This window comes from Glutamicibacter sp. MOO4 (assembly GCF_056934395.1).
Map to the genome: position 1 here is coordinate 1,129,925 of NZ_CM167800.1, position 23,780 is coordinate 1,153,704.

The window sequence follows — 23,780 nt, forward strand, 5'->3', positions numbered from 1 at the left end:
AACTCCTATCCAGCGTTCTAGCCCACGGCGTGGCTTGCCGAAGCGGCTTAGCCCCACTCTTCCATCTAGAATGGACTCATGCCAAGCACCAGTTTTGACTTTAATTCCGGCTCACACCCCAGAACACCGCAAGCGGTCCTCTGGGATATGGACGGCACCTTGATTGACACCGAACCTTATTGGATCGCTGCCGAGGAAGAACTGGTGGCCGCACATGGTGGGCAATGGAGTGAAGAACAGGGCTTGTCGTTAGTTGGCAGCGCGCTTCCTAACTCGGCTCGAGTTCTCCAAGAAGCTGGCGTGAAACTTGATGTACGTCAGATTATCGATCTGCTCAGTGCCCAGGTGATCGCCGGCCTCAAGCGTGAAATTCCTTGGCGCCCCGGGGCCCGCGAATTGCTGACGGCCTGCAATCAAGCGGGAATTCCGCAAGCTTTGGTCACCATGTCTGAGCGCAGCATTGTCAACGAGCTATTGGAACAACTGCCAAAAGACACTTTTCTTACCTCCGTAACTGGCGAAGAAGTCAGCAAGGGCAAACCCAATCCGGAACCCTACCTTCGTGGACTTGAACTCCTTGGTGAAGCACTGGACCAAAGCCTTGACGCTGAAAAGTGCATCGGATTTGAGGATTCAGTACCCGGTATCGCTTCGGCTTCGGCTGCAGGGCTGCATGCTGTACTGATCCCTAACGCCATTGATCCAGGCGACGGCAACTGGCGCCGTGTAGATAGCCTAGAAAACGTAGACGTAGCAGAAATGACTCGATGGTTGGTGCAGGTTAGCGCGTGAGCGAATCTTCAGAACAAGCTCCCGGAATTAAACTCGGCCGTATTGGCGGGGTTCCGGTATATCTTTCGAGCTCGTGGTTCATTATCACCGCTGTGATCACCATTTCGGTGGGACTGCAGCTGTCTCGGAGTCAATGGATCCCGGCCCTGAACGCCTACCTGATGGGTTTTGCGTGCGCTGTGGTCATCGCCCTTGCGGTATTGATCCATGAGGTCGCCCACGCCATGACGGCGCGGGCCTTCAAATGGCCAGATGCCCACATTGTGCTCACCCTGATGGGCGGTCACACCCAATTTGGTTCGTTCAAGGCTAAGCCTGGCGCCTCCCTCTGGGTAGCACTATCGGGACCTGTCTCGAACTTTGTCCTAGCTGGCATCGGCTGGTTGGTTCTTGAGAATCTCGAATTGAACGTCTACGCCAAACTTCTTTTGGACTTCTTTGTCTACGCGAACCTGTTGCTTGGTGCCTTTAACGCTTTGCCAGGCCTTCCACTCGATGGTGGACGGCTTGTTGAGTCGATTGTTTGGAAAGCCACCGGGTCCCAGTTCAAAGGCACTATCGCTTCAAGCTGGGTAGGTCGTGTGATTGCGATCGGCGTGGTCTTCTTCTTCGTGGTTTATCCGTACCTTCGCGGACAAGAAGTTCAAATCATCACCGCGGTGGTTGGGCTGATGGTGGCAATCTTCATGTGGCAGGCCACAACTTCGTTGATTGCCCACTCCAAGATGATGCTGAACCTTCCCACCGTGATCGCCTCAGATCTTATGAGCCCGGCCTCGGCCATGGTCTCCCAGGCCATGGTCTCCGACGTACTGACGCGGCAGAATCAACGCGAAGGCTCCATTATCCTTGTTGATGCCAAAGGCATGCCGGTGGGAGTCGTGGATATTCAAGCTCTTTCGCGTGTTGACCCAGCGAACGCTACGACGGTCCCCGCTCTGGCGGTCTCCAGGGCCCTGGGCCAAGGAGCCATCGTGTCCGAGGAGTCGGATGGCCGAGCATTGATCGACTACCTAGCCAGCGTTGACTCTGCAGAGTACGCGGTCATCAACGCCCAGGGGCAGGTTGTAGGACTGCTGCACCAGCGCGATATCGTCAAAGCCGTTACCGGCCGACGCAAGTAAACTTTTAAAGACTGTATAGAGCATTAAGAAAAGGATCACTCCAGTGAGCGAAGCCATCAGCCCGGCACCCCATGGTGCGGCAGCCCGACGTGGACCATTCCGCGTAGGCGACCGCGTGCAGTTGACCGACGAGAAGCGTCGAATCAACACCATCACCTTGCAAACCGGTGGTGAGTTCCATACGCATAAGGGTATGCTCCCGCATGAGGCCATTATCGGCTTGCCCGAGGGCTCGGTTATTGAGAACATCGATGGTTTTCGATACCAGGCGCTACGCCCACTGGCCAAGGATTTTGTGCTCTCCATGCCACGCGGCGCCACGGTGGTTTACCCCAAGGATGCTGCTCAAATTGTCCAGTTTGGTGACATCTTCCCGGGTGCACGCGTGGTGGAGGCCGGCGTAGGATCTGGCGCACTGTCCATTTCGCTACTGCGCGCGGTGGGCGATGATGGTTACCTGCACTCTTTTGAACGACGCGAAGAATTTGCAGATATTGCTCGCGGTAACGTCTCGACCGTTTTTGGCGGGGACCACCCTTCGTGGAAAATCTCCATCGGCGATTTCCAAGACAAAGTAGTTGAACTTGAAGAGCCAGCCAGCGTTGATCGTGTGGTGCTGGATATGCTCAGCCCATGGGAATGCCTTGAAGCTGTGGCCACTGTTCTTGCTCCTGGTGGCGTATGGACCAACTATGTTTCTTCGGTGACTCAGATGTCGCGTGTGGTTGAGGCTATTCGTTCTTCCGGGCAGTTCACTGAGCCTGAGTGCTTCGAAACCCTGGTCCGCGGATGGCACGTTGATGGTCTGGCTGTTCGTCCGGATCACCGCATGGTGGCACACACGGCATTCTTGATCACCTGCCGCCGATTAGCAGATTCCACTGATGCGATTCCAAAGGCTAAGCGCATCAAGGAGCACTCGTACTCTTCTGAAGATTTGAGCGCTTGGACCCGAGATCATGATGAGCAGCAGTGGAGTGCTGAGGCACTAGGCGAGCGTGGAATCTCCGATAAGAAGTTGCGTCGTGCCAATCGGGATGCCCATCAGGCTGTTCGTGTGCGTGAATCCCTGAATTCAGAAGAATCAGCAGACGACTAACTAGCAATACTTTCACATACTGAGACAATGCGTCTCAGTATGTGACTTCGGGCCCTGAGTGTTCTGCACTCGGGGCCCGAAGTTCTTAGGATGGATACAAGACGGTGCGCCAAGCACCGGAGAGCCTCGCTGTTGCTTTGATAGCCAGCGACGTTGCAAGTTGGGAGTTGGAACGTGAACGAACATCACGAGACAGAACAAATGGCCGAGCGTCTGCAAATGACCGAACGCCAAGTTAATGTACTGCGCGATAAGAATCGCAATCTCGACAAGCAACTTTCCGGGCTTAGCGGCAATAACCAGCGACTGGTTGCACTGCTGGAGACTACGCGTGAGCAGATCATTACCCTGAAGTCCGCGTTGGAAAGAGATGGGGACACCCCGTTCAGCTATGGCACGGTCGTAGCCAAGCACCCACGTAAACACCCCGAAGCAGGTCAAGGAATTGAGTCAACGGGTGCCCAAGGCGTTGACGTTGTCTATTCTGGACGCAAAATGCGAGTCGCCGTTAGTCCCTTGATGGACTTCGACTCAGTGCTTATCGGCCAGCAAGTTTTGCTTAACGAAGCGCTGGTTGTTGTGGCTGCCTTAGGTTTTGAAGAAACCGGCGAACTGGTCACCGTCAAGGAACTGTTGGACGATAATCTTGCCGTGGTCATGGCACGAGCCGATGACCAACGCGTTATCGAACTAGCGGACCCGTTGCGCAAAACGCATTTGCGGGTTGGTGACCAGCTCACCGTTGACTCACGCAGTGGCATGGCGGTTAGTCGCGTGCAGCTGACCGACATGCAGTCACTGGTTCTTGAAGAAGTTCCGGAGATTGCCTACTCCGATATCGGTGGTCTGAACTCGCAAATCGAGGCCATCAAAGACTCGGTCGAATTGCCCTTCACTCACCCAGAGCTGTACCGCGAACACGGGTTGAGCGCGCCTAAGGGAATCCTGCTATACGGGCCTCCAGGTTGCGGTAAGACGCTGATTGCCAAGGCTGTGGCACACTCGCTGTCCCAGCGTGTGTTGGAGCGTAAAGAGGGCAACAGTTCCCGCAGTTACTTCTTGAACATCAAGGGGCCAGAGCTTCTAGATAAGTACGTGGGCGAGACCGAGCGTCATATCCGGTTGATCTTCGCCAGGGCCCGTGAAAAGGCTCTGCATGGCGATCCAGTTGTTGTCTTCTTTGACGAAATGGAAGCGTTGTTCCGTACCCGCGGTACAGGTGTCTCTTCGGATGTCGAGACCACTATTGTTCCGCAGCTGCTGGCAGAAATTGACGGTGTTGAACGCCTGGATAACGTCATTGTTATCGGTGCCTCGAACCGTGAAGACATGATCGACCCAGCCATTTTGCGTCCAGGTAGATTGGACGTGAAGATCAAGATTCGGCGCCCCGATGCAGCTGGTGCGACAGAGATCTTCAGCAAGTATCTAACCACCAAGCTTCCATTGCATCAGACCGAACTGTCAGCTGACTCAGGCGATGCATCAGCGACCATCCGCCGGATGATTGATTCAACGGTGTCCGCGATGTATTCAACGGAGCGGATCAACGAATTCCTAGAGGTCACCTACGTGACCGGCGACAGCGAGATTCTTTACTTCAAGGACTTTGCCTCGGGCGCAGTGATTCACAACATCGTTGACCGAGCAAAAAAGCATGCCATCAAGGCACTGATAACCTCGGGCGAACGCGGTCTGAAAATGGAGTACCTGTTGCGTGCGGTTCGCGAAGAATTTGCTGAACACGAGGACATGCCAAACACCACCAACCCGGATGACTGGGCCAGAATTTCAGGACGCAAGGGGGAGCGAATTAGCAACATTCGCTCTTTGGTTAACCACCAGGCCGCCTCATGAGTGCACGCCGCCTAGTAGGGCTAGAAACCGAATACGGCATTATTCGCCCGCAGATGCCCAAGGCCAATGCCACGGTGCTTTCGGCGCAGATTGTTGATGCCTATGCGCAGTTAGTTGCCGAGCAGAGCACAAGTGCCACAGCAGCCCGTTGGGACTATGCCGACGAATCCCCATTGCAGGATGCCCGTGGTTTTGCCATGGACCGAGATCAGGCACATCCAAGCCAGCTCACCGACGCTGAACCGGGTTTGGACGAGCCTGGGATCTGGACTGCCGAGTCCATCGCTTTAGATGGAAATGATGCGCGCGTAGGGTCAACTCTGTACCAAGAGAAAGATTCCACCGAAGTTGTCATGAACATGGTTCTTGGCAATGGAGCAAGGCTCTATGTGGACCACGCGCACCCCGAGTACTCCAGCCCTGAATCCTTAACTCCACGTGCGGCAGTCTTGTGGGATCAAGCCGGCGATGAGGTGATGCGACGCGCGGCAGTGACGGCGCAACGCTTAGGTGGCGGTGAACTGTTGCTCTACAAGAACAACACTGATAACAAGTCCGTTTCCTACGGTTCGCACGAGAACTATCTCGTTCCTCGCGAGGTCGAATTCTCCTCCATTGTCAAAGGTCTGACCCCGTTCTTCGCCAGCCGACAAATCTTCTGCGGTTCCGGACGAGTAGGGCAGGGCATGCTTGGGCAAAAACCAGCCTTTCAGATCTCGCAACGTGCCGACTTCTTTGAAGCTGAAGTCGGTCTAGAAACGACCATCAACCGTCCAATTATCAATACCCGCGATGAGCCCCATGCAAACTGGGACAAATATCGTCGACTGCATGTGATCATTGGTGACGCGAACCTCGGCCAAATTTCGACGTTGCTTCGAGTTGGAACAACCAATCTGGTGCTCTCGCTGATTGAAGCAAATATGGCTCCGGATCTTGAACTGGCCGAACCAGTTGACGCACTTCAGCAAATTAGCCACGACCCTAGCCTGAAGGCAAAGGTCAGGCTCCGAGGTGGACGTGAACTCACCGCCATTGAGATTCAGCGGCTCTATCTAGAAGCCAGTCAAAGGTATTGCACCGAGCGTGGAATCGACGATCCAGACACTGCCGAAATCTTGGAGCGCTGGGAAAATATTCTTGAGCTCCTTGAGCGTGATCCATTTTTAGCCGCGGATCAGGTCGATTGGATTGCCAAGTACAAGCTCATCAACGGGTTTACCCAACGTCACCAGTTGTCATTGGCTGACCCTAGAGTCGCAATGATGGATCTACAGTGGGCTGACTTGCGCACCGACAAGGGTCTGTATTACCGAATGGCAGCCAGAGGCGCGATGCAAACCCTGTTTAGCCAAGAACAAATCAATCAAGCAGTAACCAACCCGCCGGAAGACACCCGCGCATATCTGCGTGGAATGGCCCTGCAACGGTATGCCCCGTATGTGATTGCCGCGAACTGGGATGCATTGTCTTTCGCAGTTCCAGGCGCTCGGCAGATTAGTCGTTTCCATATGGCTGAGCCGCTGTACGGAACGCGAGAGAGCGTGGGCGACTTGTTTGATGCGCAGTTGCAGATTTCAGATTTTATTGATGAATTAGCTCGTCGTCGCTAAACAGCGCAGAATAGACATGAGTCTCAGGTCTTAGTCGAGATTCAAGATTTTAGGAGATAGTAATGACTCAGGAAAGCTTCTCAGCTCGCCGTTCAACTCAGAATCAGTCGCAGGAAACTGAACAGATTCAGGTAAATACCAACGCTCAGTCCGCTGGGGTCGATGACCTGCTTGATGAGATTGACTCGGTTCTTGAATCTAACGCCGAAGAATTTGTTCGCGGTTTTGTGCAAAAGGGTGGTCAGTAGAGCCTTAATGCCCATGGGGCATAGCTCATCTGTCATCAACTCCAAGTAACTGTGCAGTCGAGGGGAAGTAACCACGCGTGGATCGCAGAATTTTCGGTCTTGAAACCGAATTCGGACTGACCTATGTCCCATCGGACGGACGTCGGCTGACCCCAGAAGATGCCGCCAGGCACTTATTTAAGCCAGTGGTGAACTGGGGGAGAAGCTCGAACGTTTTTCTCGAAAACGGGTCACGACTGTATCTGGATGTCGGCTCACACCCTGAATATGCCACGGCCGAATGCGATCAGCTCAAGCAGCTAATTGCCCATGACCGTGCCGGCGAAGCGTTCATGCTTGATTTGGTAGATCAGGCCGAGGACCAGCTGCTAGAAGAAGGCCACGAAGGCCGGATCTACATGTTCAAGAACAACGTTGACTCGGCTGGTAATTCTTACGGTTGCCATGAGAACTATCTGATTCCTCGGAAGATCGAGTTTAAGCGCCTAGCCGACATGCTCATTCCGTTCTTGGTTACTAGGCAGTTGCTCTGCGGTGCAGGTCACCTGATCACCGAAGACGATCAGACAAAGTTTGTCTTCTCTCAACGTGCCGATCACATGTGGGAAGGTGTGTCCTCAGCGACCACCCGTTCTCGCCCCATCATTAATACCCGTGACGAGCCACATGCCGATGCTGAGTACCATCGTCGCTTGCACGTCATCGTGGGCGATTCAAGCATGAGTGAGACAACGCAGTTGCTTAAGATTGGTGCCACCGATCTTGTGCTTCGGCTCATTGAATCTGGCGAAATTTATCATGACCTTCGCCTTGAAAATCCGATTCGTTCGATCCGTCAGATTTCCCATGATTTTGACGGAAAAACCGTCGTCAGGCTGATGGGTGGCGACGAGCCGACTGCACTGCAAATTCAGTGGATCCTTTTTGAGTCAGTCAAAGAATTTGTGGCACGCCACGGCGCCCACCATGATCAAGTGGATACAGTTCTTGAGCTCTGGGAGCGGACACTGACCGCCATTGAGACTCAGAATTATTCATTGATCGACAAAGACATTGATTGGGCCATCAAGCACAAACTCTTGACGGGGTATGCTCAGAAGAACTCTCTGGAGCTTTCATCCTCGCGACTAGCTCAGCTGAATCTGACCTATCACGATATTGACCCTGCACGCGGTCTTTTCCACCTGCTTAAACGCCGGGGACTGGCCAATAGTGTGGTTAGTGATGCCGAGATTCGTCAGGCAGTGGAGAACCCACCTGCAACGACACGCGCTGCGATTCGGAGCAAATTCATTCGCGCAGCACGTGCCAACGGACGCCGTTACAGCGCCGACTGGGTTCACATGAAATATGAGGATGAACCCGGGGGAATAGTGCTGTGTAAGGATCCATTTGCGGTCAACGACCCTGAAGTGGATAGGCTTATTGACTTGATGAGTCAGCGAGCGTAACCAGCGGGCGGAAAGACTTTTCACAGCTACCCTACCTAGGGTGGTAGGCAGTGAGTTTGATACTTGCAGAGCGAGTATCTGAGTAAATTTTCATTTTTTGATTTCAACGAAAGTAGATTCGTGCGAAAAGTATTGGCATTGTGCGCAACCGCTTCGGTTCTAGCCTTAGCAGCTTGCGGTTCAGGTTCCTCTTCAGATTTGTCCAAGATTTCGGTCAAGCCAGCAGCCGACGACAAGACGGCACCTGAGGTTTCCTTCGATACTCCATTTGTCACGGACAAGGACGAGGCAGTAAATATCAAGAAGGGCGACGGCGCTGACGTTAACCCTGGCGATACTGTTTCAATCAAGTCGGGCCTGTACAAGGCGATTGACGGGTTGTCCGCTGGCGAAAACTTCACTGGTGCAGCGACCGACATGACGGTTGATGACACGATGAAGGAGCAGATGCCGGAGCTCTACGAGCGTTTGTCAGACTCTAAGGTAGGCGACTGGATCGCTTACTCCACCGTTGAAGGCACTCAGCAGGCTGATGGTTCGGTCGCAGAACCTGCAGAAGGCGCCAAGGCTGAACGCATCATCGTCTTGCATGTTGAAGACAGCACCACTGCCAGCGGCACCATGAGCAAGGATGACGTCGCCAAGCAGAAGAAGGAAGGCAAGCTTCCTACCGTCAAGGTCACCGACGACAAGCCGACCATCACCATTCCTAAGGACACTGAAGCTCCTAAAGATTTGGCAGTAGACGTCCTTGAAGAGGGTAAGGGCGAAGCAGCCACCGCTACCTCTAAGGTCAAGGCCAAGTACTCGGGTGTTACCTGGGCAGACGGTAAGGAATTCGACGGCAACTTCGGCAAGGATTCCACCGAATTCTCACTTGATCAGGTGATCAAGGGCTGGACCGAGGGCATGACTGGTCTGAAGGCCGGTTCTAAGGTTCTGCTGACCATCCCAGCCGATAAGGCTTATGGAAATACCTCGAGCAACGGTTCGCCAACCGGACCACTGGTATTTTACGTAGAATTGGAATCAGTTACTGCTGCTGACAGCAAGTAATCGTCTTAACCACGACTGAGAAAGGCCGTGACTATGTCGTTCGGAGAACGCAACTACGACCGCACCAAGCCGGAAATCGACTTCCCAGGCACCGACGCTCCTGAAGAACTGGTCATCACCGACCTGGTCGAGGGAACCGGCGCTGAAGTTACTCCTGGCACCACCGTTCAGGCACACTATGTTGGTGTTGCCTGGTCCACCGGCGAGGAATTTGATTCCTCATGGAACCGTGGCGAGACCTTGGACTTCCCAGTTGGAGTCGGTATGGTCATCCAGGGTTGGGATCAGGGCCTGCTGGGTATGAAGGTTGGCGGTCGTCGCCGCCTGGATATTCCGTCCAACCTTGCCTACGGTGAGCGTGGCGCCCCAGGTGCCATCGGTCCTAATGAAGCATTGATCTTCGTAGTGGATCTCGTCGGAACCAAGTAATTCGACGACGTTGTTATGGCCCCGATATAACAATCGGGGCCATAGCTGTCTTAAAAGCTCTCAGTAAGGTAGAAAGTTGGTTAGTCTAAGCACGTGAGCACAAAGCAATCCAGCGGACCAAGCAAGGCAGAACGCCTAACCAGCCTGATCTATGCCCTGGCTACCAAGTCCCGGAAGTTCAACGCCGATCTAATCGGCGAGTACCTCGTGCCAGACGGCTCAGCCGATACCCGCGAGAAGGCCTTAGACCGACTCAAAGACGAGATTCGCAATGACTTTGGTCTGCAGCTGAACAAAGAGTCTATTGACGGCGTGCCGTACTACAGCCTAGATACAACTGACTGGTTCTTACCCCCAGTGAAATTCAGCCCTGCAGAGGCCGGCATGATTGCCCTGGCTGCGAGCCTATGGAAAGACACCAAGCTACAGGCTCTGGGTCTGAACGCGGCGGCACGAGTCACCGGACATCTTGAATCGACGCCACCGGTTTCTCCGCTCGCGGGCTCGCTGGTGCCACGCTTGTCCATGGACGAACCAAATTTCAAAGAATGTGCGCTGGCGGTGTTTAACCGCAAGACCCTGAAGTTCTCTTACGTTTCTTCGCAAGGCACTCAGACCGAACGCAACGTGGATGTTTGGGGGATCGGGCAGCGCTACGGTAACTGGTACTTCACCGGATTTGATCACAGTCGTGAGGACGTCCGTGTTTTCCGCCTGTCACGAGTGCAAGGAAAATTCACAAATTCCCGGCATAGCGGAACGACGAGCGAATATCATCAGCGGCCCGTTGAATTTTCGATGAATCAGGTGCTGCAAGATTTTGATTTGAAGCACCCGGGACATATTGCCACCATCAAGCTGCACAGCGATGAGGCGATCCCACTACGTGCACAGTCGCTGAACGGGAACAGTGATAACCCGCAACTTCAGATTGGCTATTCGGACCCACAATCATTTGCCGCAGAACTTGCCGCTTATGGGCCGGCCGTCCAAGTCCTCTCACCGGCGCACCTAGCGGAGCAGGTTCAGCTGTGCTTGAGCGCGGCTCGGGCCACCCAGGTCGCACAGCAGGGGATTGATAGCTACTCGCAGGCGAAGTTCCGCCCCAACAGGGCAACCGGGCGTGGAACTACCACCACCCAAGTCATGAGAAATATCGACATGATTCAGTATGTCGCGGCCCATGGTGCGGTAGGAATCGAAGAACTGGCAACACGCTACTCCATGAGCGTTGCCAAGATCCGCGAAGAATTGGCCATGATCATGATGTGTGGTGTCCCGAACGGACAGCACGACGAGTTGATCAACGTCAACGACGGGGATTTAGAGTCTGACACAGTCACTATTTCCAATGCGGCGCTGCTGGCTGAGCCACAAAAACTTGCGCCCATGGAAGCAGTTGCCGTGCTTGGCGGTTTGAACGCACTGGCGAGCATCCCAGAGTTTGAGCATCAAGATGTTCTGGCTTCTGCCCTGGGCAAGGTTAATTCGGCGGTGGCCCGTTTTGAGGGGTGGAACGGCGCGTTGGGCTTCGCTCTGTCCAAGGCTCGTGAGAATGACATCCCGCAACAACTGGTTCAGGCCGTCAAGAAGCAAAACGTAGTTCGCATTGATTACTACTCCGCTAGTTCTCGAACTCACCAACTGCGCGACGTGGAACCTGTACGAATGATCGAAGATGGGTCAGTTCAATACCTGCGGGCGTGGTGCCGAACTCGTGAAAGCATGCTAACTTTCCGTGTCGATCGAGTATTAAGCGCAGAAACGCTTGATGAACAGTTCGACGTCACGCCGCGACACGATGATCAACAAGATGTGCAACTTCACTATCAGTCACAGGCCGAAGATCTAGAGGTAATTCTCTATGTTGATGCTGATATTCTGCCGGTGATTGAGGCGTTCCATCCAGTTTCATGGTCCACCGGTAAGGTCGAGAATGGCTATCTGGCCACCGTCCGGTTCTCAGATCATCAGGTTGCAGCGCCATTGATCGCTCGCCATGGCGGTAAACTGGCTGTGGTCTCTCCTGACGCTACGCGCGAACAAGTTGTGCTGTGGCTGGACGAGGCCATCGGAATGTATGAGGATTGATAGATGCTTCCTTGGTGGTTTTGGGTCCTATTGTGGACTGTCCTAGCTTTGGCGACATTGCTACTTGCTGTGCTCGCAGGCTTCAGGCTGTTCAAACGCGGCATGTCAGTAGTCGACGCCTTAGGCGCAGCTGCAGATCATGTTAGTGCTGGGCTGAGCCAGCCTGGCACGGTCGTTGCGTACACCGAGAACACGCGACGCTATCCTCACGGCACCGACGCCACGCACGGTGATCCAGAGGAGATTCGTGCCCAGCGCAGCATAGGTAAGGTCGAACGGATCGAGGCCCGCCGGGTACGTCGGGTCACCCGTCGTGCAGAACGTGGCCAAGCTCAGAACATGCGCGATCTTCGCCTGTTCTGACGTAGACTTTAGTTTGAGAGAAGGGAAATCACATGGGTGGTTTACAGGGATGGCACTTAGTCGTCATTATCGTTTTGGCACTGCTTCTTTTCGGAGCTCCAAAGCTTCCAGGTTTGGCTCGCTCGATGGGTCAGTCGCTTCGCATCTTCAAGTCTGAGGTGCGCCAGATGAAGGACGACGATCCCAAATCTGAGACTGTTGACGGCACCGTCAACGAACAGAATCCAAACGAAAAGAACAACTCGTAGACTTCCTCAGTGGCAATAGATAAAGACAAGACACCGCGCACTAAGAAAAAGCGGGTCAAGGACGAAGAAGGGCGGATGTCTCTTAAAGAGCATCTGATTGAAGCCCGGAACCGCCTTTTTATATCGCTCATCGCATTGACGCTGGGCACTGTCGCAGGATTCTTCCTTTACGACTGGCTTCTTGAGCTGATTATCGCTCCGGTTGAGGCCGCTGGCGGGTCAGTGAACTTCACGGCCGTGATGTCGCCATTCGACATCATGATCAAGGTTGCGCTGTTCGTCGGAATTCTGATCTCATCGCCGGTCTGGCTCTATCAGCTCTGGGCGTTTATCGTTCCAGGTCTAAAAAAGAACGAGCGACGCCTCAGTTACAGCTTCGTCGCAGTCTCGGTTCCGCTATTTATCGGCGGCGTTGCGATGGCTTATTTTGTGCTGCCATTCGCCCTGCACTTCTTCATCAGCCTGGCTCCGGAGAACTCGCTTAACCTGATCAACATCAACGAGTATTTGCCGTTCATTATTCGGCTTCTGCTCGCTTTCGGTTGCGCAATGCTTGTGCCCGTGCTGATGGTTGGACTGAACTTGGTAGGCGTGCTGCCGGCCAAGGTCATTCTGAAGAACTGGCGTATCACTGTCTTCCTGATTGCCTTGGTCGCCGCAATGGCTGCTCCTGGTGGCGACGCGATTACGATGTTCGCTTTGGCCGGTCCGCTCTTCTTGACCTTTGCAGCAGCTACGGTCTTCTGTCACTTCAACGATAAGAAGCGTGCCAAGAAGCAAGCGGCGTTAGACGCTGAAAACGAGCGGATGGCGCAGGGAAATTCCTCGAACATCCAAGAACCTAGTCCTCTCGACGAACCCAACTCACAGCTGTAATTCATCGGCGAGAAAGAGAACGGCCACAAGTGACTTCACCCGCGGAACGATACGCGATTTCCAAGACACGGCAGGTCGAGCAGGGCACTGCATTACCTGATTTTCGTGCCAGCATCTCTTTCGAATTGGATCCATTCCAAGCCGAATCCTGCCAAAAGGTCACCGAGGGGCACAGCGTTCTTGTTGCTGCGCCAACCGGTGCCGGCAAAACCGTAGTCGGTGAATTTTCCATCTTCCAGGCATTGCGGGAAAACCGTAAAGCCTTTTACACCACCCCGATCAAAGCCCTGAGCAACCAGAAATATTCGGAACTGGTCAATCGTTATGGTGCGCAAAGCGTTGGCCTGCTCACCGGTGATACCTCAATCAATTCTGAAGCTCAGATTGTCGTCATGACCACTGAAGTCTTGCGTAACATGCTTTACGCCGACTCTCAGACACTGGACGGTCTTGGCTACGTCATCATGGACGAAGTCCATTACCTAGCGGATAAATTCCGTGGCGCGGTGTGGGAAGAAGTGATCATTCACCTTCCGTCGAACGTGCAAATCATCTCCCTGTCAGCCACTGTCTCCAACGCCGAAGAATTTGGTGGATGGCTAGATACCGTGCGTGGACAGACCGACATTATCGTTTCGGAGCACCGACCTGTTCCGCTGTTCCAACACGTCATGGTGGGCTCCAACGTAGTTGACCTATTTGCCGAAGACGTTTCCTTCGACAAGGTGGCAGAAGGCGAAGCGAAGGCCAGCGTTAACCCTGAACTGCGCAAATTGGTCCGTACCCACAATTCCGGTGGACGCGTTCAGCGCGGCCGCGGAAAAGGCAGTCGAGGACCGCAGCGTGGTTCTGGCTTCGGCCAAAGAGTCAACCGTCCCTCGGTTATTGGCAAGTTAGACCGTGCATCATTGCTTCCAGCGATCTTCTTCATTTTCTCTCGCAAGGGCTGCGATATGGCTGTGCAACAGTGCGCCATGGCCGACCTTCGCCTGACGACTAATGAAGAAGCAGCAGAAATTGCGCAGGCGCTCGAAGAAGTCTCGTATCGGATTCCGAGCGAGGACCTCGACGTTCTCGAATTTTGGGCCTGGCGAGATGGTCTGGTTCGAGGCTTCGCTTCACACCACGCCGGACTACTGCCGATCTTCAAAGAGATCGTGGAAGACCTCTTTGCACGAAACCTCATCAAGGTTGTATTCGCTACCGAAACCTTGGCGCTAGGCGTGAACATGCCAGCCCGTTCAGTGGTCTTGGAAAAGCTAGTCAAGTTCAACGGTGAATCCCACGTACAAATTTCTTCCGGCGAATACACCCAGCTCACCGGGCGTGCAGGACGTCGCGGTATCGACGTAGAAGGCCACTCCATCGTTGTATGGAATCCGGAGCTTGAACCAGAATCCCTCGCAGGTCTGGCCTCAAAGCGTACTTATCCACTGAATTCTTCGTTCCGCCCGACCTACAACATGTCCACCAACCTGCTGGCGCAGTTTGGACGCGAACAAACACGACAAATCTTGGAATCGTCCTTTGCACAGTACCAAGCCGACCGTTCGGTGGTTGGCATGGCACGACAGGTCCGCTCCAAGGAAGAGTCACTGGCCGGCTACGCCAAGTCCATGGAATGCCATTTGGGCGACTTCACGGAATATCTGAAGTTACAGCGCAATTTAGCCACCATGGAAAAGAACGCCGCAAAGAGCAGGCGCACCGAGCGACGCTCAGCTGCCGAACGCTCCTTGCAGGCAGTAATGCGCGGTGATGTGGTAGATCTGCCAGGTGGCCGTCGATTCGGCCGAGCCGTAGTGATCGAACTTGATACCGCCATGTACAACCCGCGCCACACCGTTCTCACCGAAGAAGGTCAGCTTCGACGTTTGTCCGTTGATGACCTGACCGGTCCGGTAGAGATCATTTCTCGGATTCGCATCCCTAAAGGTTTCAGCGGACGTACGCCCAAGGAGCGTCGCGATCTAACGGCCTCCCTGCACAATGCTGTCTATGAGGAACGTCCACCGCGTCTGGATGCGCAGGGGTTCAATTACGAAGGTGCGGACTCAACCGAGCGCGAAATCAATGAGCTGCGTCTACAGCTCAAAGATCATCCTTGCCATTCGTGCTCCGAGAAAGACCAGCACATGCGTTGGGCTGACCGGTATTGGAAGCTGAAAAAGGATACTGAGAAAGCTCGTCGAGCGATCCGCGGGCGGACCAATACCATTGCTACGGAATTCGACAAGGTCTGCAAGGTTCTGGAGCAGTTCGAATATCTTACTCCTGATGAAGATGATGAAGGTTTCACGCTGACTGATTCCGGCCGGCGTTTGCGCAGGATCTACGGCGATCGAGACTTGCTAACCAGCCAGATCCTAGAAACCGGCAAGCTCACCAAGCTCAACTCTGACGAATTGTGCGCAGTGGTAGCCAGCTTGGTCTATCAGGCACGTCGTGACGGGGACCGTGCAGATCCAAAGATGCCTACCGACAAGATCGCGGACATCTGGAATAGCACGATCAAGATTTGGGGCGAGCTCTCTGACGCAGAGGAAGCATTAAGCCTTGATCCAACTGCGCCACCTGAGTCGGGCTTGATCTGGCCAATGTACAAGTGGGCCAGAGGAGCAAGCTTGAACAGCGCATTGCGTGGCACAGATATGGCGCCCGGGGACTTTGTACGCTGGGCAAAACAGGTCATCGACACCCTGGATCAGTTTGCCAAGAACCCTGAGTTGCCTCCGATGCTTGTGCGCAATGCCTATAAGGCTGTCGACCAGGTCAAGCGCGGAGTTGTGGCCTACTCAAATGTCTTGGCCTAATACCCACGCGGTTTAGGCGAATCAAAACTTACTAATCGGTGCACAAGAAAAGGGAGCACACTGATGGCAAAAACACTGTACCGAAACGGGGCAGTTTATTCAGCCGCGGATCCGTTTGCGACCGCCATTGTTGTAGATGGCGACACTATTTCATGGCTTGGCGGTGAGGACGCAGCAGACCGCCACGCCGAGAATGTCGATGAGGTCATCGACCTGCGAGGCGCATTGGTGACTCCGGCCTTCGTTGAGTCCCACACCCACCTGGCCGCCTTAGGACGCACTCTTTCGGGTGCTGACTTAAGTTCAGCAACTTCGGCAAGCTCTTTGCTGTCCTTGGTTGCCGTTCAGGGTCAGAAATCCAGCAAGGTAGTTCTTGCGCAGGGTTGGGACAATTCCGATTGGGAAGACCAAACTCTGCCAGAGGCTAACGACCTCACCAGCGCCGCCGACGGTCGTGCCTACTATCTTTCGCGCCGTGATGTTCACAGTGCCTTGGTCAACCGGGAACTGCTTGATTTCCTTGGGCTGGGTCACCTGAAGCCAGGCGTGGTAGCCGGAGCTGATCACGACGACGTACGTTTGGCGATTGCCAAGGCACAAAAAGCGGATCATGAATTCCAGCGTTTGGCACTGGCACACTATGCATCGCGTGGTTTTGCCACCGTCGTGGAGATGGCTGCCCCGCACCTTGAGGGTCGCGCTGCCCTAGATCAGCTACTGGCCGATAACCAGCCAAAGCTTCCGCAGGTTTATGCCTTCTGGGGCGAAGCTGTTAGTGACGCAGACACCGCAGACGAGCTCTTCAGCTCGTTCCCTAAGGGACGTTTGCTAGGTATTGGTGGGGACCTGAAAGTTGATGGCTCACTAGGTAGCCACACCGCCTACCTGCGCGAAGACTACAGCGACAAGGCCGGGGAACGCGGCACGCTGTACCTAAACAAGGAAGAAATCGCCGCTCACCTTGTGGCTTGTAGCAGCCGAGGTATCCAGGCTTCCTTCCACGTTATTGGTGATGGTGCACTGGATGAGGTGCTGGACGGATTTGATCTGGCCGCACAAGAAATCGGTGTTCCTAAACTCCAGATGGCCCGGCACCGCCTGGAGCACGTCGAAATGGTTGATGATGTTACGCGTCAGCGACTGCTGCAGTATGCGATCACCGTGTCCATGCAGCCAGTTTTCGATCACGCTTGGGGTGGTTCGAACGGCATGTACGCTCAGAGGCTGGGGCAGCGCGCCGAGTCCATGAATAACCTCTCGGCAATGCTTTCTGCCGGCGTTCCCATGGTCCTTGGCTCTGATGCACCAGTCACCGAGGTTGACGGTTGGCAGGTGGTGCGCGCGGCCATGAATATGTCTAACACCCAGGGACGGGTTTCGGCTCGTGCAGCATTCCTTGCCCAGACTCGATCCACGTATCGTGCGATGGGGGAGATGAACCCGTTGGCCGGACAACTAGCCATTGGCGCGCAAGCAACCTTCGCCGTGTGGACCGCATCAGAACTGGCCGTGCAGACCCCGGACGTTCGCATTAGTTCGTGGAGCACAGATGCCCGCGCTGGTACGCCTATGCTGCCGGTAGTGGACGAGGAAATCCCTGAGTGCCTGCGTACGGTGCGTGCCGGCGTGACGATTTTTGACAACCTCGAAACTCAAAATTAGCTTAAAGTAAAACTTTGACTTCAGCCTTAACATTTTTAGGAAACCTACGTTGACTTGAGTCGTCTAGATAAAGACTGAAGTCATTAGACGGTTGACAGTGTGGGTGGGGTAACCACTAGGCTGAACTAAGCGCCTCTTCGTGATGCACAAGCATTGCGTTCGATACGACGCAAGTTGAACAACGATCCTCAGTGACCTTAGATAACATTTTGCGTGCCTATGGCGCGCGAGATAGGGCCGAAGTCACTGAGGATCGCTGTTTAATCCAGTGTCTACGCCGGCTTCACGAGCAATTGATGACTATACTTTGAGTTTGGACTATCTCTATCCGTAGCAATATCTGACAATGTTTTGTCTCAGCTGCCGGGCAGGGAGAACATTCTTGTTGCATACCCAGAAAGGTGCCGCCGAGTGCGCGTCATTACCATCATCCCGACCTATAACGAGCTGGAGTCGCTCCCGCTAACAGTAGGACGGTTGCGGTCCGCCGTTCCGGATTCGGATGTATTGATCGTCGACGACAATTCACCTGATGGCACCGGTGAACTAGCCGACAAGATGTCAACTGATGACGCAAACATCCATGTGCTGCACCGTACGGGCAAGGACGGTTTGGGCGCTGCCTACATCGCTGGTTTCGAATGGGCCTTGGCTCGCGACTACGACGTTTTTGTCGAGATGGATGCTGACGGCTCGCACATGCCTGAGCAACTTCCGCGCCTGCTCGAAGCAAGCGCCGCTGGCGCAGACCTGGTGATCGGTTCGCGTTGGGTCAAGGGTGGAGAGGTTGTGAACTGGCCACTGCTGCGTAAGATCATTTCCCGTGGTGGTAGCTTCTACTCCCGCACCATGCTTGGTTTGCCACTGCGTGACATTACCGCAGGCTACCGAGCCTTCAAGCGTGAGACGCTTGAAGCCATTGACTTTGACGCCGTCGAATCACGTGGCTACGGCTTCCAGGTTGATATGACTTTCCGCGTAGCCATGCTGCGCAAGAGAATCGTTGAGGTTCCAGTAACCTTCGTTGAGCGTGAACTTGGCGCTTCGAAGATGAGCGGCAATATTGTTTTTGAAGCAATGTGGAACGTGACTCGCTGGGGCATGGGTGCACGCTGGAAGAAGCTCGCCTCAAAGAAGTAAATTTGTAGAAGTTGGTGCGCGCCCGGGTAACGGGTGCGCACCATTTTCTTTTAAGCACAGCGCATTGTGAGTGCTAGAAACATCTGAGGGGCCGGTGCTGCAACTATTAGTTGCGGCACCGGCCCCTCAAACGATTCCGAAACGGACGCTGTACTCGACGGTGTCCGTTGCTGGGGGAGAAGTTAGGCTGATTCCCCGCGAGCAGCGCGAAGCTGCGTCAGGCGGTCTGCCAGAGTCTTTTCCAGCTCTTCTTCACTGCGACGCTCGAGGAGCATGTCCCAGTGGGTACGAACTGGCTTTTCGTTGCTAGCTTCTTCTGCCCTAGCTTCGCCGTGGACAAGCTTGGCTTCCTTGCCCGTTTTGGTGTGCCAAACGGCTGGAATTTCAGCTTCTGCTGCAAAGACAACGAAGACGGTCTCGCCGTCCTCGGTACGGTATTCCACGCGCTGACGGGCAGCCGGCTCCACACCTGCCTCAGATTCCATGCTCTGTGCACCCAGGCGCATGCCTCGTAGGCTGCGATCGCTCATGTTTTTTCCTCCGCGATGTTTAAAGAATTCGCTACACGTACCAACGTTTGATATCCGGAAATAATTCCAGCCGACAAGCAGCTGACTTTCACTAAGTACCAAAACATCCATTATACGCGTCTGCGGCGAGGCGCAAAGCATGCACCTCGCCGCAGAGCGCGATCTAGTTATTTAAGCTGTTACTACTACACGTCAGTGCGTGGGGCAGCTGGGGGAGTCGGAGCTGAAGCAGCACCGTTTCCACCTAAAGCTCCGCCGATGCCCTTCAAGGCCTCGGTGAGCTCACTTGGGATAACCCACAAGGTGTTTGAGGTACCTTCGGCAAGCTTGGGCAGGGTCTGCAGGTACTGGTAAGCCAGCAACTCTTGATCCGGACGGCCCGCGTGGATTGCGTCGAAGACCTTCTGAATAGCCTGAGCTTCACCATCAGCACGAAGGATGGAGGACTGCGCGTCACCTTCGGCTCGGAGGATCTCAGCCTGACGCTGACCTTCGGCGGTAAGGATCGAGGACTGCTTGGTACCTTCAGCGGTCAAAATCGCAGCACGGCGGTCACGCTCTGCACGCATCTGCTTTTCCATGGAGTCCTGGATCGACAGGGGAGGATCGATAGCCTTCAGCTCAACGCGGGAAACACGGATGCCCCACTTGCCGGTAGCTTCATCCAACACGCCGCGAAGCTGACCATTGATCTGGTCTCGGCTGGTTAGCGCCTGTTCCAAGTTCAAGCCGCCGACCACGTTACGCAACGTTGTGGTCGTAAGCTGCTCGACAGCCTGGATGTAGTTGGCGATTTCGTACGTAGCTGCACGTGCCTCGGTGATCTGGAAGTAGACCACGGTATCAATGGAGACAACCAGGTTATCTTCGGTGATCACCGGCTGTGGTGGGAACGAAACAACCTGCTCGCGCAGGTCCAGCAGGGGCAAGAGGCGATCCACAAATGGGATCAGAATCGTCAAGCCGGGGTTCAAAGTGCGGTTGTACTTGCCGAGACGTTCCACAATGCCAGCTCGTGCCTGAGGCACGATTCGTACGCTGCGCAATAGAACGACAATCACGAAGATTGCCAAAACGACAAGCACAACAGACAAGCCAAAACCATTGTTATTCATGGTCATACTCACTTTCATTGTGCTGGGTGATGAGTGGTAAATAGCAGTTGAGCTAGCTCTAGACGTCCGCTTGATCAGCGGGCTTCGACGTCAGGAAGGCGGTTGCTCCGTCAATACGTGAAACTACGGCATAGGTACCAGGCGACATTGTCGGCACACTTGGTTCTGCCCGTGCCGTCCAGGTTTCACCTTGAATTTTTGCCGAACCTGACAGGCGCGAAGTTGGTTCAAGGATGAGAGCGTCCGCACCGATAAGTCGTTCGATGTTGGTTCGATAACCGACAGGTGACTTTTTTATGTGTTTCATCGCGATGGGGCGAACGAGCAAAATCATGAGGAGAGAAACAAGGCAGAAAACAACTACCTGCAACCACAACGGGCCACTAAGCAGTGCAACAGTGACACCGCCGAGGGCTCCGACGCCAAGCATGATGAAGTAGAGATCTAGAGAGAGCATCTCGATGATGGCCAGCAGCAAGAACAGCGCGAGCCAAATGACCCACGCGTTACTTATGATCCATTCCGCTGTAGTCATGGAATCCACCTAATTTCTCATAAGACAAGGACCAGAAGCTTTGGCCTTTCTTATATTCTGCCGTACACGCTCCCATAAATGAGTAGTCATTTTGGGGTATCTTCTAGGCGCTCGGAGCGAAAATGTGTACTCCAAAGGATGCGGTGACTTCTTGAGTGCCCAACGCTTCAGCTTTGTCTCGCAACGTATCGGGGGACAGATGGTGGCCTGCCGGTCCCATGAAGGCCAGGTTGAATAGGTCTGAAGAATCCAAGCTCATCGTGTAGCTCAGATTTTCGGATGCGATATGGCGCAGCTGTTCGGAGCCGAACTTTTCAGTCAGGGATTCTTGCTTTCCCTCGGCAACAGAAAGCATGCCTAGCGGCTCAATGACTTCTTGGAGATGTCCAGGCTCTCCGGTAACTACTAGGCACAATCCATTGGCCCGTAATACCCGGCGGAACTCAGCAGGATTGTGCGGGGCGAAGCAATTAAGCACGACATCGCGTGATGCGTCGGCCGTTGGGAGCTTACGCCAAACGTCCCAAACCATCGCCAAAGTAGCAGGCACCTTCGCCGCACGACGCATCGCGTATCGCGAGATATCCAGGGCAAGAGCATCCTGATGAGTGCTTGGCGAGGCTTTGAGGATTTCAGCTAAGTAGTAGCCGGTTCCGGCACCGGCATCGAGGATTTCCAGTACGTCGCTGTGATGATGCTCGTTGATCAGCGCTGCTAGTCGTTGCGCTAGCGGAGCATAGTGTCCCTTGGACTGGAAGGCATCGCGTGCCTGAACCATTGGGGAAGTGTCTTCAAGGAAGTTCGTCCCCTTCCCGGTAAGGAAGTTGAAATACCCTTGCTTGGCCGCATCAAATCGATGACCGTTTGAACAGATCAACGTCTTACGCTGTTTGCCACTGAAGACCAGCTCTAGCTCGCAGACAGGACAGGTTGCGGTGGTTGAGGTGTTGGTCATTAGAAATTTAGTACCCGTCGGGCAGTAGCGACATCTAGATCATCATGGTGCCAAAGCTCGCTCTCATTGATGAGCGAACGAGTTTCGACTTTGTCTACATAGACCGTGCCAAAGAGGTGGTCAGTTTCGTGCTGAACGATACGTGCCTGCCATCCGCTAAAGGATCTCGACTGTTCTTTCCCCTCACGATCTTCGAAGCTGGCAGTGATGTCTGCCGGCCTGGTTACGACTCCCTGGAATCCGTCGAAGGATAGGCAGCCTTCAAAGAATTCAGCTTGGCGGTCAGAGGTAGCTACGAAGCTCGGGTTGAAGATTTCAAAGTACTCCAACGGTTCCCGCTCACGTTCTAGCGCGCTGGATTCTGGAATTGGATAAAGATCTTCCAACACAGCAATCTGCAGAGGGATTCCAACCTGTGGCGCGGCTAGCCCTACGCCAGGCGCGTCATACATTGTCTGGCGCATCGCCTCGAGAAGTTCTTCAAGCATTTGCGTTGGAAGTTGACCGTTGTAGGCGGTAGCGCGTTGTCGAAGAACTGGATGTCCCAGCTGAACAATCGGCAGTACGCCGTTTTCATCCGCTGTCTCAAGTACTTCGCTAACGAGGTCTTGGATTTCCTGAGCTGTGTAGTCGGTGTTCATCGAGAAGCGCTTGTCCGTTCGTGTTCGCTGCGTTTGAGTTGGGTTAGACGGGAAGTCAGTCGGGCCTTTTCGGTGTCGTGAAGCATGTGGCCAAGCCCGGATAAATCATCTTCAGCGTACAGATGTACTTCGACATCCTTGTCGTAGAAGACGTCTATGAGGTTAGCGAGCCTGCGTTCCTCATCCATTGCCATAGTGTCGCTCGATGGAATCTCACTGATGTGCCAATGCGAGTATCTATTGGCGAGTTCTAGATAGTCAGCGGTGTTTCGACGGGTGCGGCACATTTGATCAAAACTGATCCATATCGTGTCGTCCTCGACTCCAGTGGCTTGGATACGGTCATAACCAATCTCAACCCATGTGGCCTGTTCAGAGGCAAGAATTTCCTGGGGGAGTAAGGTCAGTGAGCCGGCTCGGAATCCGGTGCGCTCACCTGAGTGGCCGTTGTCCACGAGCCTATAGTCCAATGAATTATCGAGTTCAAAGACCTCGAAGTTCAAGCGGATGTTCTCGATAATTGGTTTAACTAGATGGTGGAAGGTGTCATCATCCAACAACTTCTCGGGTTCGTAGTTTGAGGTGGTGACCAGTCGGATGCCGTGCTCACGGCAATACTTGACGAGTTTGCCCATGAGCATGGCGTCGCCTGGTTCGGTGCAGTGAAATTCGTCAAAAACGAGCAACTCGACGCCAGCTAATTCTCGCTCGAGTCCTTGTGAGAAGATGGCTCCCATCGGCTGACCCGGGACTCGATTGACCGGGGAATTCAGTTTCTGAAAGAACTCATGGAAGTGAAATCGCTTGGTGGTTCTGGACGATTGAAGCGCGACAAATGTGTTGGTGATTAGTGTCTTGCCGCGGCCTGGTGGCCCGTAGATATATACGCCCTGTCGATCATTGCTGGTATCAGCGTGAATGAATCGTCCCAAGATTCCAACGAGTTCGCGTTGCGCTTGGTCAAGGTCAATTCCTTGAGCGTTGAGGGCATGGAGGATACGGGTGACGCCGAGTTCGGTCACGGGAACATCAGGCAACGAATCGGGCATAGCTAAATTTTGCCACCCTCGCGCTTAGCATCCAATTTCGCAGGTTCGGACGGTGGCGATCCAATCGGTGAAAAGCGCGTGACCAAGTCAGTG

Annotated in this window: 22 protein-coding genes; 16 read left to right on the top strand and 6 right to left on the bottom strand. The window is 54.1% G+C overall.

The window, feature by feature from the left end:
* The first annotated feature begins 78 nt into the window (after nt 1-78).
* The 16 genes from AC1Z3F_RS05135 (at nt 79) to AC1Z3F_RS05210 (ending at nt 18,862) form a co-directional block, all read left to right on the top strand.
* On the top strand, nt 79-792 hold the full coding sequence (locus AC1Z3F_RS05135) for an HAD family hydrolase (protein ID WP_131088181.1): 714 nt from the start codon (nt 79-81) through the stop codon (nt 790-792).
* Nucleotides 789-1,916: a site-2 protease family protein gene (locus AC1Z3F_RS05140; RefSeq protein WP_131088182.1), complete on the top strand. Its 1,128-nt coding sequence runs from the start codon at nt 789-791 to the stop codon at nt 1,914-1,916. The genes AC1Z3F_RS05135 and AC1Z3F_RS05140 overlap by 4 nt, the downstream gene beginning before the upstream one ends.
* 43 nt (nt 1,917-1,959) lie before the next feature.
* On the top strand, nt 1,960-3,015 hold the full coding sequence (locus tag AC1Z3F_RS05145; RefSeq protein WP_131088183.1) for a tRNA (adenine-N1)-methyltransferase: 1,056 nt from the start codon (nt 1,960-1,962) through the stop codon (nt 3,013-3,015).
* A gap of 201 nt (nt 3,016-3,216) precedes the next feature.
* Nucleotides 3,217-4,872 (top strand): proteasome ATPase, encoded by a 1,656-nt coding sequence (gene arc, locus AC1Z3F_RS05150; protein WP_483566938.1) that lies wholly within the window; start codon nt 3,217-3,219, stop codon nt 4,870-4,872.
* Nucleotides 4,869-6,485 (top strand): depupylase/deamidase Dop, encoded by a 1,617-nt coding sequence (dop, locus tag AC1Z3F_RS05155; RefSeq protein ID WP_262197794.1) that lies wholly within the window; start codon nt 4,869-4,871, stop codon nt 6,483-6,485. The genes arc and dop overlap by 4 nt, the downstream gene beginning before the upstream one ends.
* 62 nt (nt 6,486-6,547) lie before the next feature.
* Nucleotides 6,548-6,733, top strand: coding sequence for a ubiquitin-like protein Pup (locus tag AC1Z3F_RS05160; RefSeq protein ID WP_131088185.1), 186 nt, complete (start codon nt 6,548-6,550; stop codon nt 6,731-6,733).
* 77 nt (nt 6,734-6,810) lie between these two features.
* The gene (gene pafA / locus AC1Z3F_RS05165) at nt 6,811-8,184 is read left to right on the top strand and encodes a Pup--protein ligase (RefSeq protein WP_131088186.1); all 1,374 of its coding nucleotides are present in this window, start codon (nt 6,811-6,813) and stop codon (nt 8,182-8,184) included.
* Nucleotides 8,185-8,304: 120 nt separating this feature from the next.
* Nucleotides 8,305-9,240 (top strand): FKBP-type peptidyl-prolyl cis-trans isomerase, encoded by a 936-nt coding sequence (locus tag AC1Z3F_RS05170; protein ID WP_131088187.1) that lies wholly within the window; start codon nt 8,305-8,307, stop codon nt 9,238-9,240.
* A 33-nt stretch (nt 9,241-9,273) separates the two neighbouring features.
* A complete protein-coding gene (locus AC1Z3F_RS05175) occupies nt 9,274-9,669 on the top strand; it encodes an FKBP-type peptidyl-prolyl cis-trans isomerase (protein WP_131088188.1) in 396 nt (131 codons plus the stop codon).
* Nucleotides 9,670-9,762: 93 nt separating this feature from the next.
* Nucleotides 9,763-11,760, top strand: coding sequence for a helix-turn-helix transcriptional regulator (locus AC1Z3F_RS05180; RefSeq protein ID WP_131088189.1), 1,998 nt, complete (start codon nt 9,763-9,765; stop codon nt 11,758-11,760).
* 3 nt (nt 11,761-11,763) lie between these two features.
* Nucleotides 11,764-12,123: a hypothetical protein gene (locus tag AC1Z3F_RS05185; protein WP_131088190.1), complete on the top strand. Its 360-nt coding sequence runs from the start codon at nt 11,764-11,766 to the stop codon at nt 12,121-12,123.
* Between the two features lie 32 nt (nt 12,124-12,155).
* The gene (gene tatA, locus AC1Z3F_RS05190; protein WP_131088191.1) at nt 12,156-12,371 is read left to right on the top strand and encodes a Sec-independent protein translocase subunit TatA; all 216 of its coding nucleotides are present in this window, start codon (nt 12,156-12,158) and stop codon (nt 12,369-12,371) included.
* A 9-nt stretch (nt 12,372-12,380) separates the two neighbouring features.
* A complete protein-coding gene (gene tatC, locus AC1Z3F_RS05195) occupies nt 12,381-13,247 on the top strand; it encodes a twin-arginine translocase subunit TatC (protein ID WP_131088192.1) in 867 nt (288 codons plus the stop codon).
* Nucleotides 13,248-13,276: 29 nt separating this feature from the next.
* Nucleotides 13,277-16,060: a DEAD/DEAH box helicase gene (locus AC1Z3F_RS05200; RefSeq protein ID WP_483566713.1), complete on the top strand. Its 2,784-nt coding sequence runs from the start codon at nt 13,277-13,279 to the stop codon at nt 16,058-16,060.
* 63 nt (nt 16,061-16,123) lie between these two features.
* Nucleotides 16,124-17,722, top strand: coding sequence for an amidohydrolase (locus AC1Z3F_RS05205; protein ID WP_262197791.1), 1,599 nt, complete (start codon nt 16,124-16,126; stop codon nt 17,720-17,722).
* Nucleotides 17,723-18,133: 411 nt separating this feature from the next.
* Nucleotides 18,134-18,862, top strand: a complete 729-nt coding sequence (locus AC1Z3F_RS05210; RefSeq protein WP_483566714.1) for a polyprenol monophosphomannose synthase — start codon at nt 18,134-18,136, stop codon at nt 18,860-18,862.
* 182 nt (nt 18,863-19,044) lie between these two features.
* Here the strand turns inward: AC1Z3F_RS05210 and AC1Z3F_RS05215 are convergent, their stop codons facing one another.
* The 6 genes from AC1Z3F_RS05215 to zapE form a co-directional block, all read right to left on the bottom strand.
* Nucleotides 19,045-19,392, bottom strand: a complete 348-nt coding sequence (locus AC1Z3F_RS05215; protein ID WP_131088196.1) for an RNA polymerase-binding protein RbpA — start codon at nt 19,390-19,392, stop codon at nt 19,045-19,047.
* Nucleotides 19,393-19,577: 185 nt separating this feature from the next.
* Nucleotides 19,578-20,507, bottom strand: coding sequence for an SPFH domain-containing protein (locus AC1Z3F_RS05220; RefSeq protein ID WP_131089763.1), 930 nt, complete (start codon nt 20,505-20,507; stop codon nt 19,578-19,580).
* A 58-nt stretch (nt 20,508-20,565) separates the two neighbouring features.
* Nucleotides 20,566-21,042, bottom strand: coding sequence for an NfeD family protein (locus AC1Z3F_RS05225; RefSeq protein WP_131088197.1), 477 nt, complete (start codon nt 21,040-21,042; stop codon nt 20,566-20,568).
* 103 nt (nt 21,043-21,145) lie between these two features.
* Nucleotides 21,146-21,997: a putative RNA methyltransferase gene (locus tag AC1Z3F_RS05230; protein ID WP_131088198.1), complete on the bottom strand. Its 852-nt coding sequence runs from the start codon at nt 21,995-21,997 to the stop codon at nt 21,146-21,148.
* Nucleotides 21,997-22,638 carry a peptide deformylase gene (def, locus tag AC1Z3F_RS05235; RefSeq protein ID WP_131088199.1) on the bottom strand — a complete coding sequence of 214 codons (642 nt, stop codon included), beginning with the start codon at nt 22,636-22,638 and terminating at the stop codon, nt 21,997-21,999. Before def ends, AC1Z3F_RS05230 begins: the two co-directional genes overlap by 1 nt.
* Nucleotides 22,635-23,687: a cell division protein ZapE gene (zapE, locus tag AC1Z3F_RS05240; RefSeq protein ID WP_131088200.1), complete on the bottom strand. Its 1,053-nt coding sequence runs from the start codon at nt 23,685-23,687 to the stop codon at nt 22,635-22,637. Before zapE ends, def begins: the two co-directional genes overlap by 4 nt.
* Nucleotides 23,688-23,780 lie beyond the last annotated feature (93 nt).

Bases quoted from the DNA above. Each gene is read 5' to 3' on its own strand.
- AC1Z3F_RS05185 (WP_131088190.1), top strand. From the start codon at position 11,764: ATGCTTCCTTGGTGGTTTTGGGTCCTATTGTGGACTGTCCTAGCTTTG.
- AC1Z3F_RS05225 (WP_131088197.1), bottom strand. From the start codon at position 21,042: ATGACTACAGCGGAATGGATCATAAGTAACGCGTGGGTCATTTGGCTC.
- AC1Z3F_RS05175 (WP_131088188.1), top strand. From the start codon at position 9,274: ATGTCGTTCGGAGAACGCAACTACGACCGCACCAAGCCGGAAATCGAC.
- AC1Z3F_RS05230 (WP_131088198.1), bottom strand. From the start codon at position 21,997: ATGACCAACACCTCAACCACCGCAACCTGTCCTGTCTGCGAGCTAGAG.
- dop (WP_262197794.1), top strand. From the start codon at position 4,869: ATGAGTGCACGCCGCCTAGTAGGGCTAGAAACCGAATACGGCATTATT.
- AC1Z3F_RS05205 (WP_262197791.1), top strand. From the start codon at position 16,124: ATGGCAAAAACACTGTACCGAAACGGGGCAGTTTATTCAGCCGCGGAT.
- AC1Z3F_RS05220 (WP_131089763.1), bottom strand. From the start codon at position 20,507: ATGAATAACAATGGTTTTGGCTTGTCTGTTGTGCTTGTCGTTTTGGCA.
- zapE (WP_131088200.1), bottom strand. From the start codon at position 23,687: ATGCCCGATTCGTTGCCTGATGTTCCCGTGACCGAACTCGGCGTCACC.
- AC1Z3F_RS05160 (WP_131088185.1), top strand. From the start codon at position 6,548: ATGACTCAGGAAAGCTTCTCAGCTCGCCGTTCAACTCAGAATCAGTCG.
- def (WP_131088199.1), bottom strand. From the start codon at position 22,638: ATGAACACCGACTACACAGCTCAGGAAATCCAAGACCTCGTTAGCGAA.
- AC1Z3F_RS05215 (WP_131088196.1), bottom strand. From the start codon at position 19,392: ATGAGCGATCGCAGCCTACGAGGCATGCGCCTGGGTGCACAGAGCATG.
- tatA (WP_131088191.1), top strand. From the start codon at position 12,156: ATGGGTGGTTTACAGGGATGGCACTTAGTCGTCATTATCGTTTTGGCA.
- arc (WP_483566938.1), top strand. From the start codon at position 3,217: ATGGCCGAGCGTCTGCAAATGACCGAACGCCAAGTTAATGTACTGCGC.
- AC1Z3F_RS05135 (WP_131088181.1), top strand. From the start codon at position 79: ATGCCAAGCACCAGTTTTGACTTTAATTCCGGCTCACACCCCAGAACA.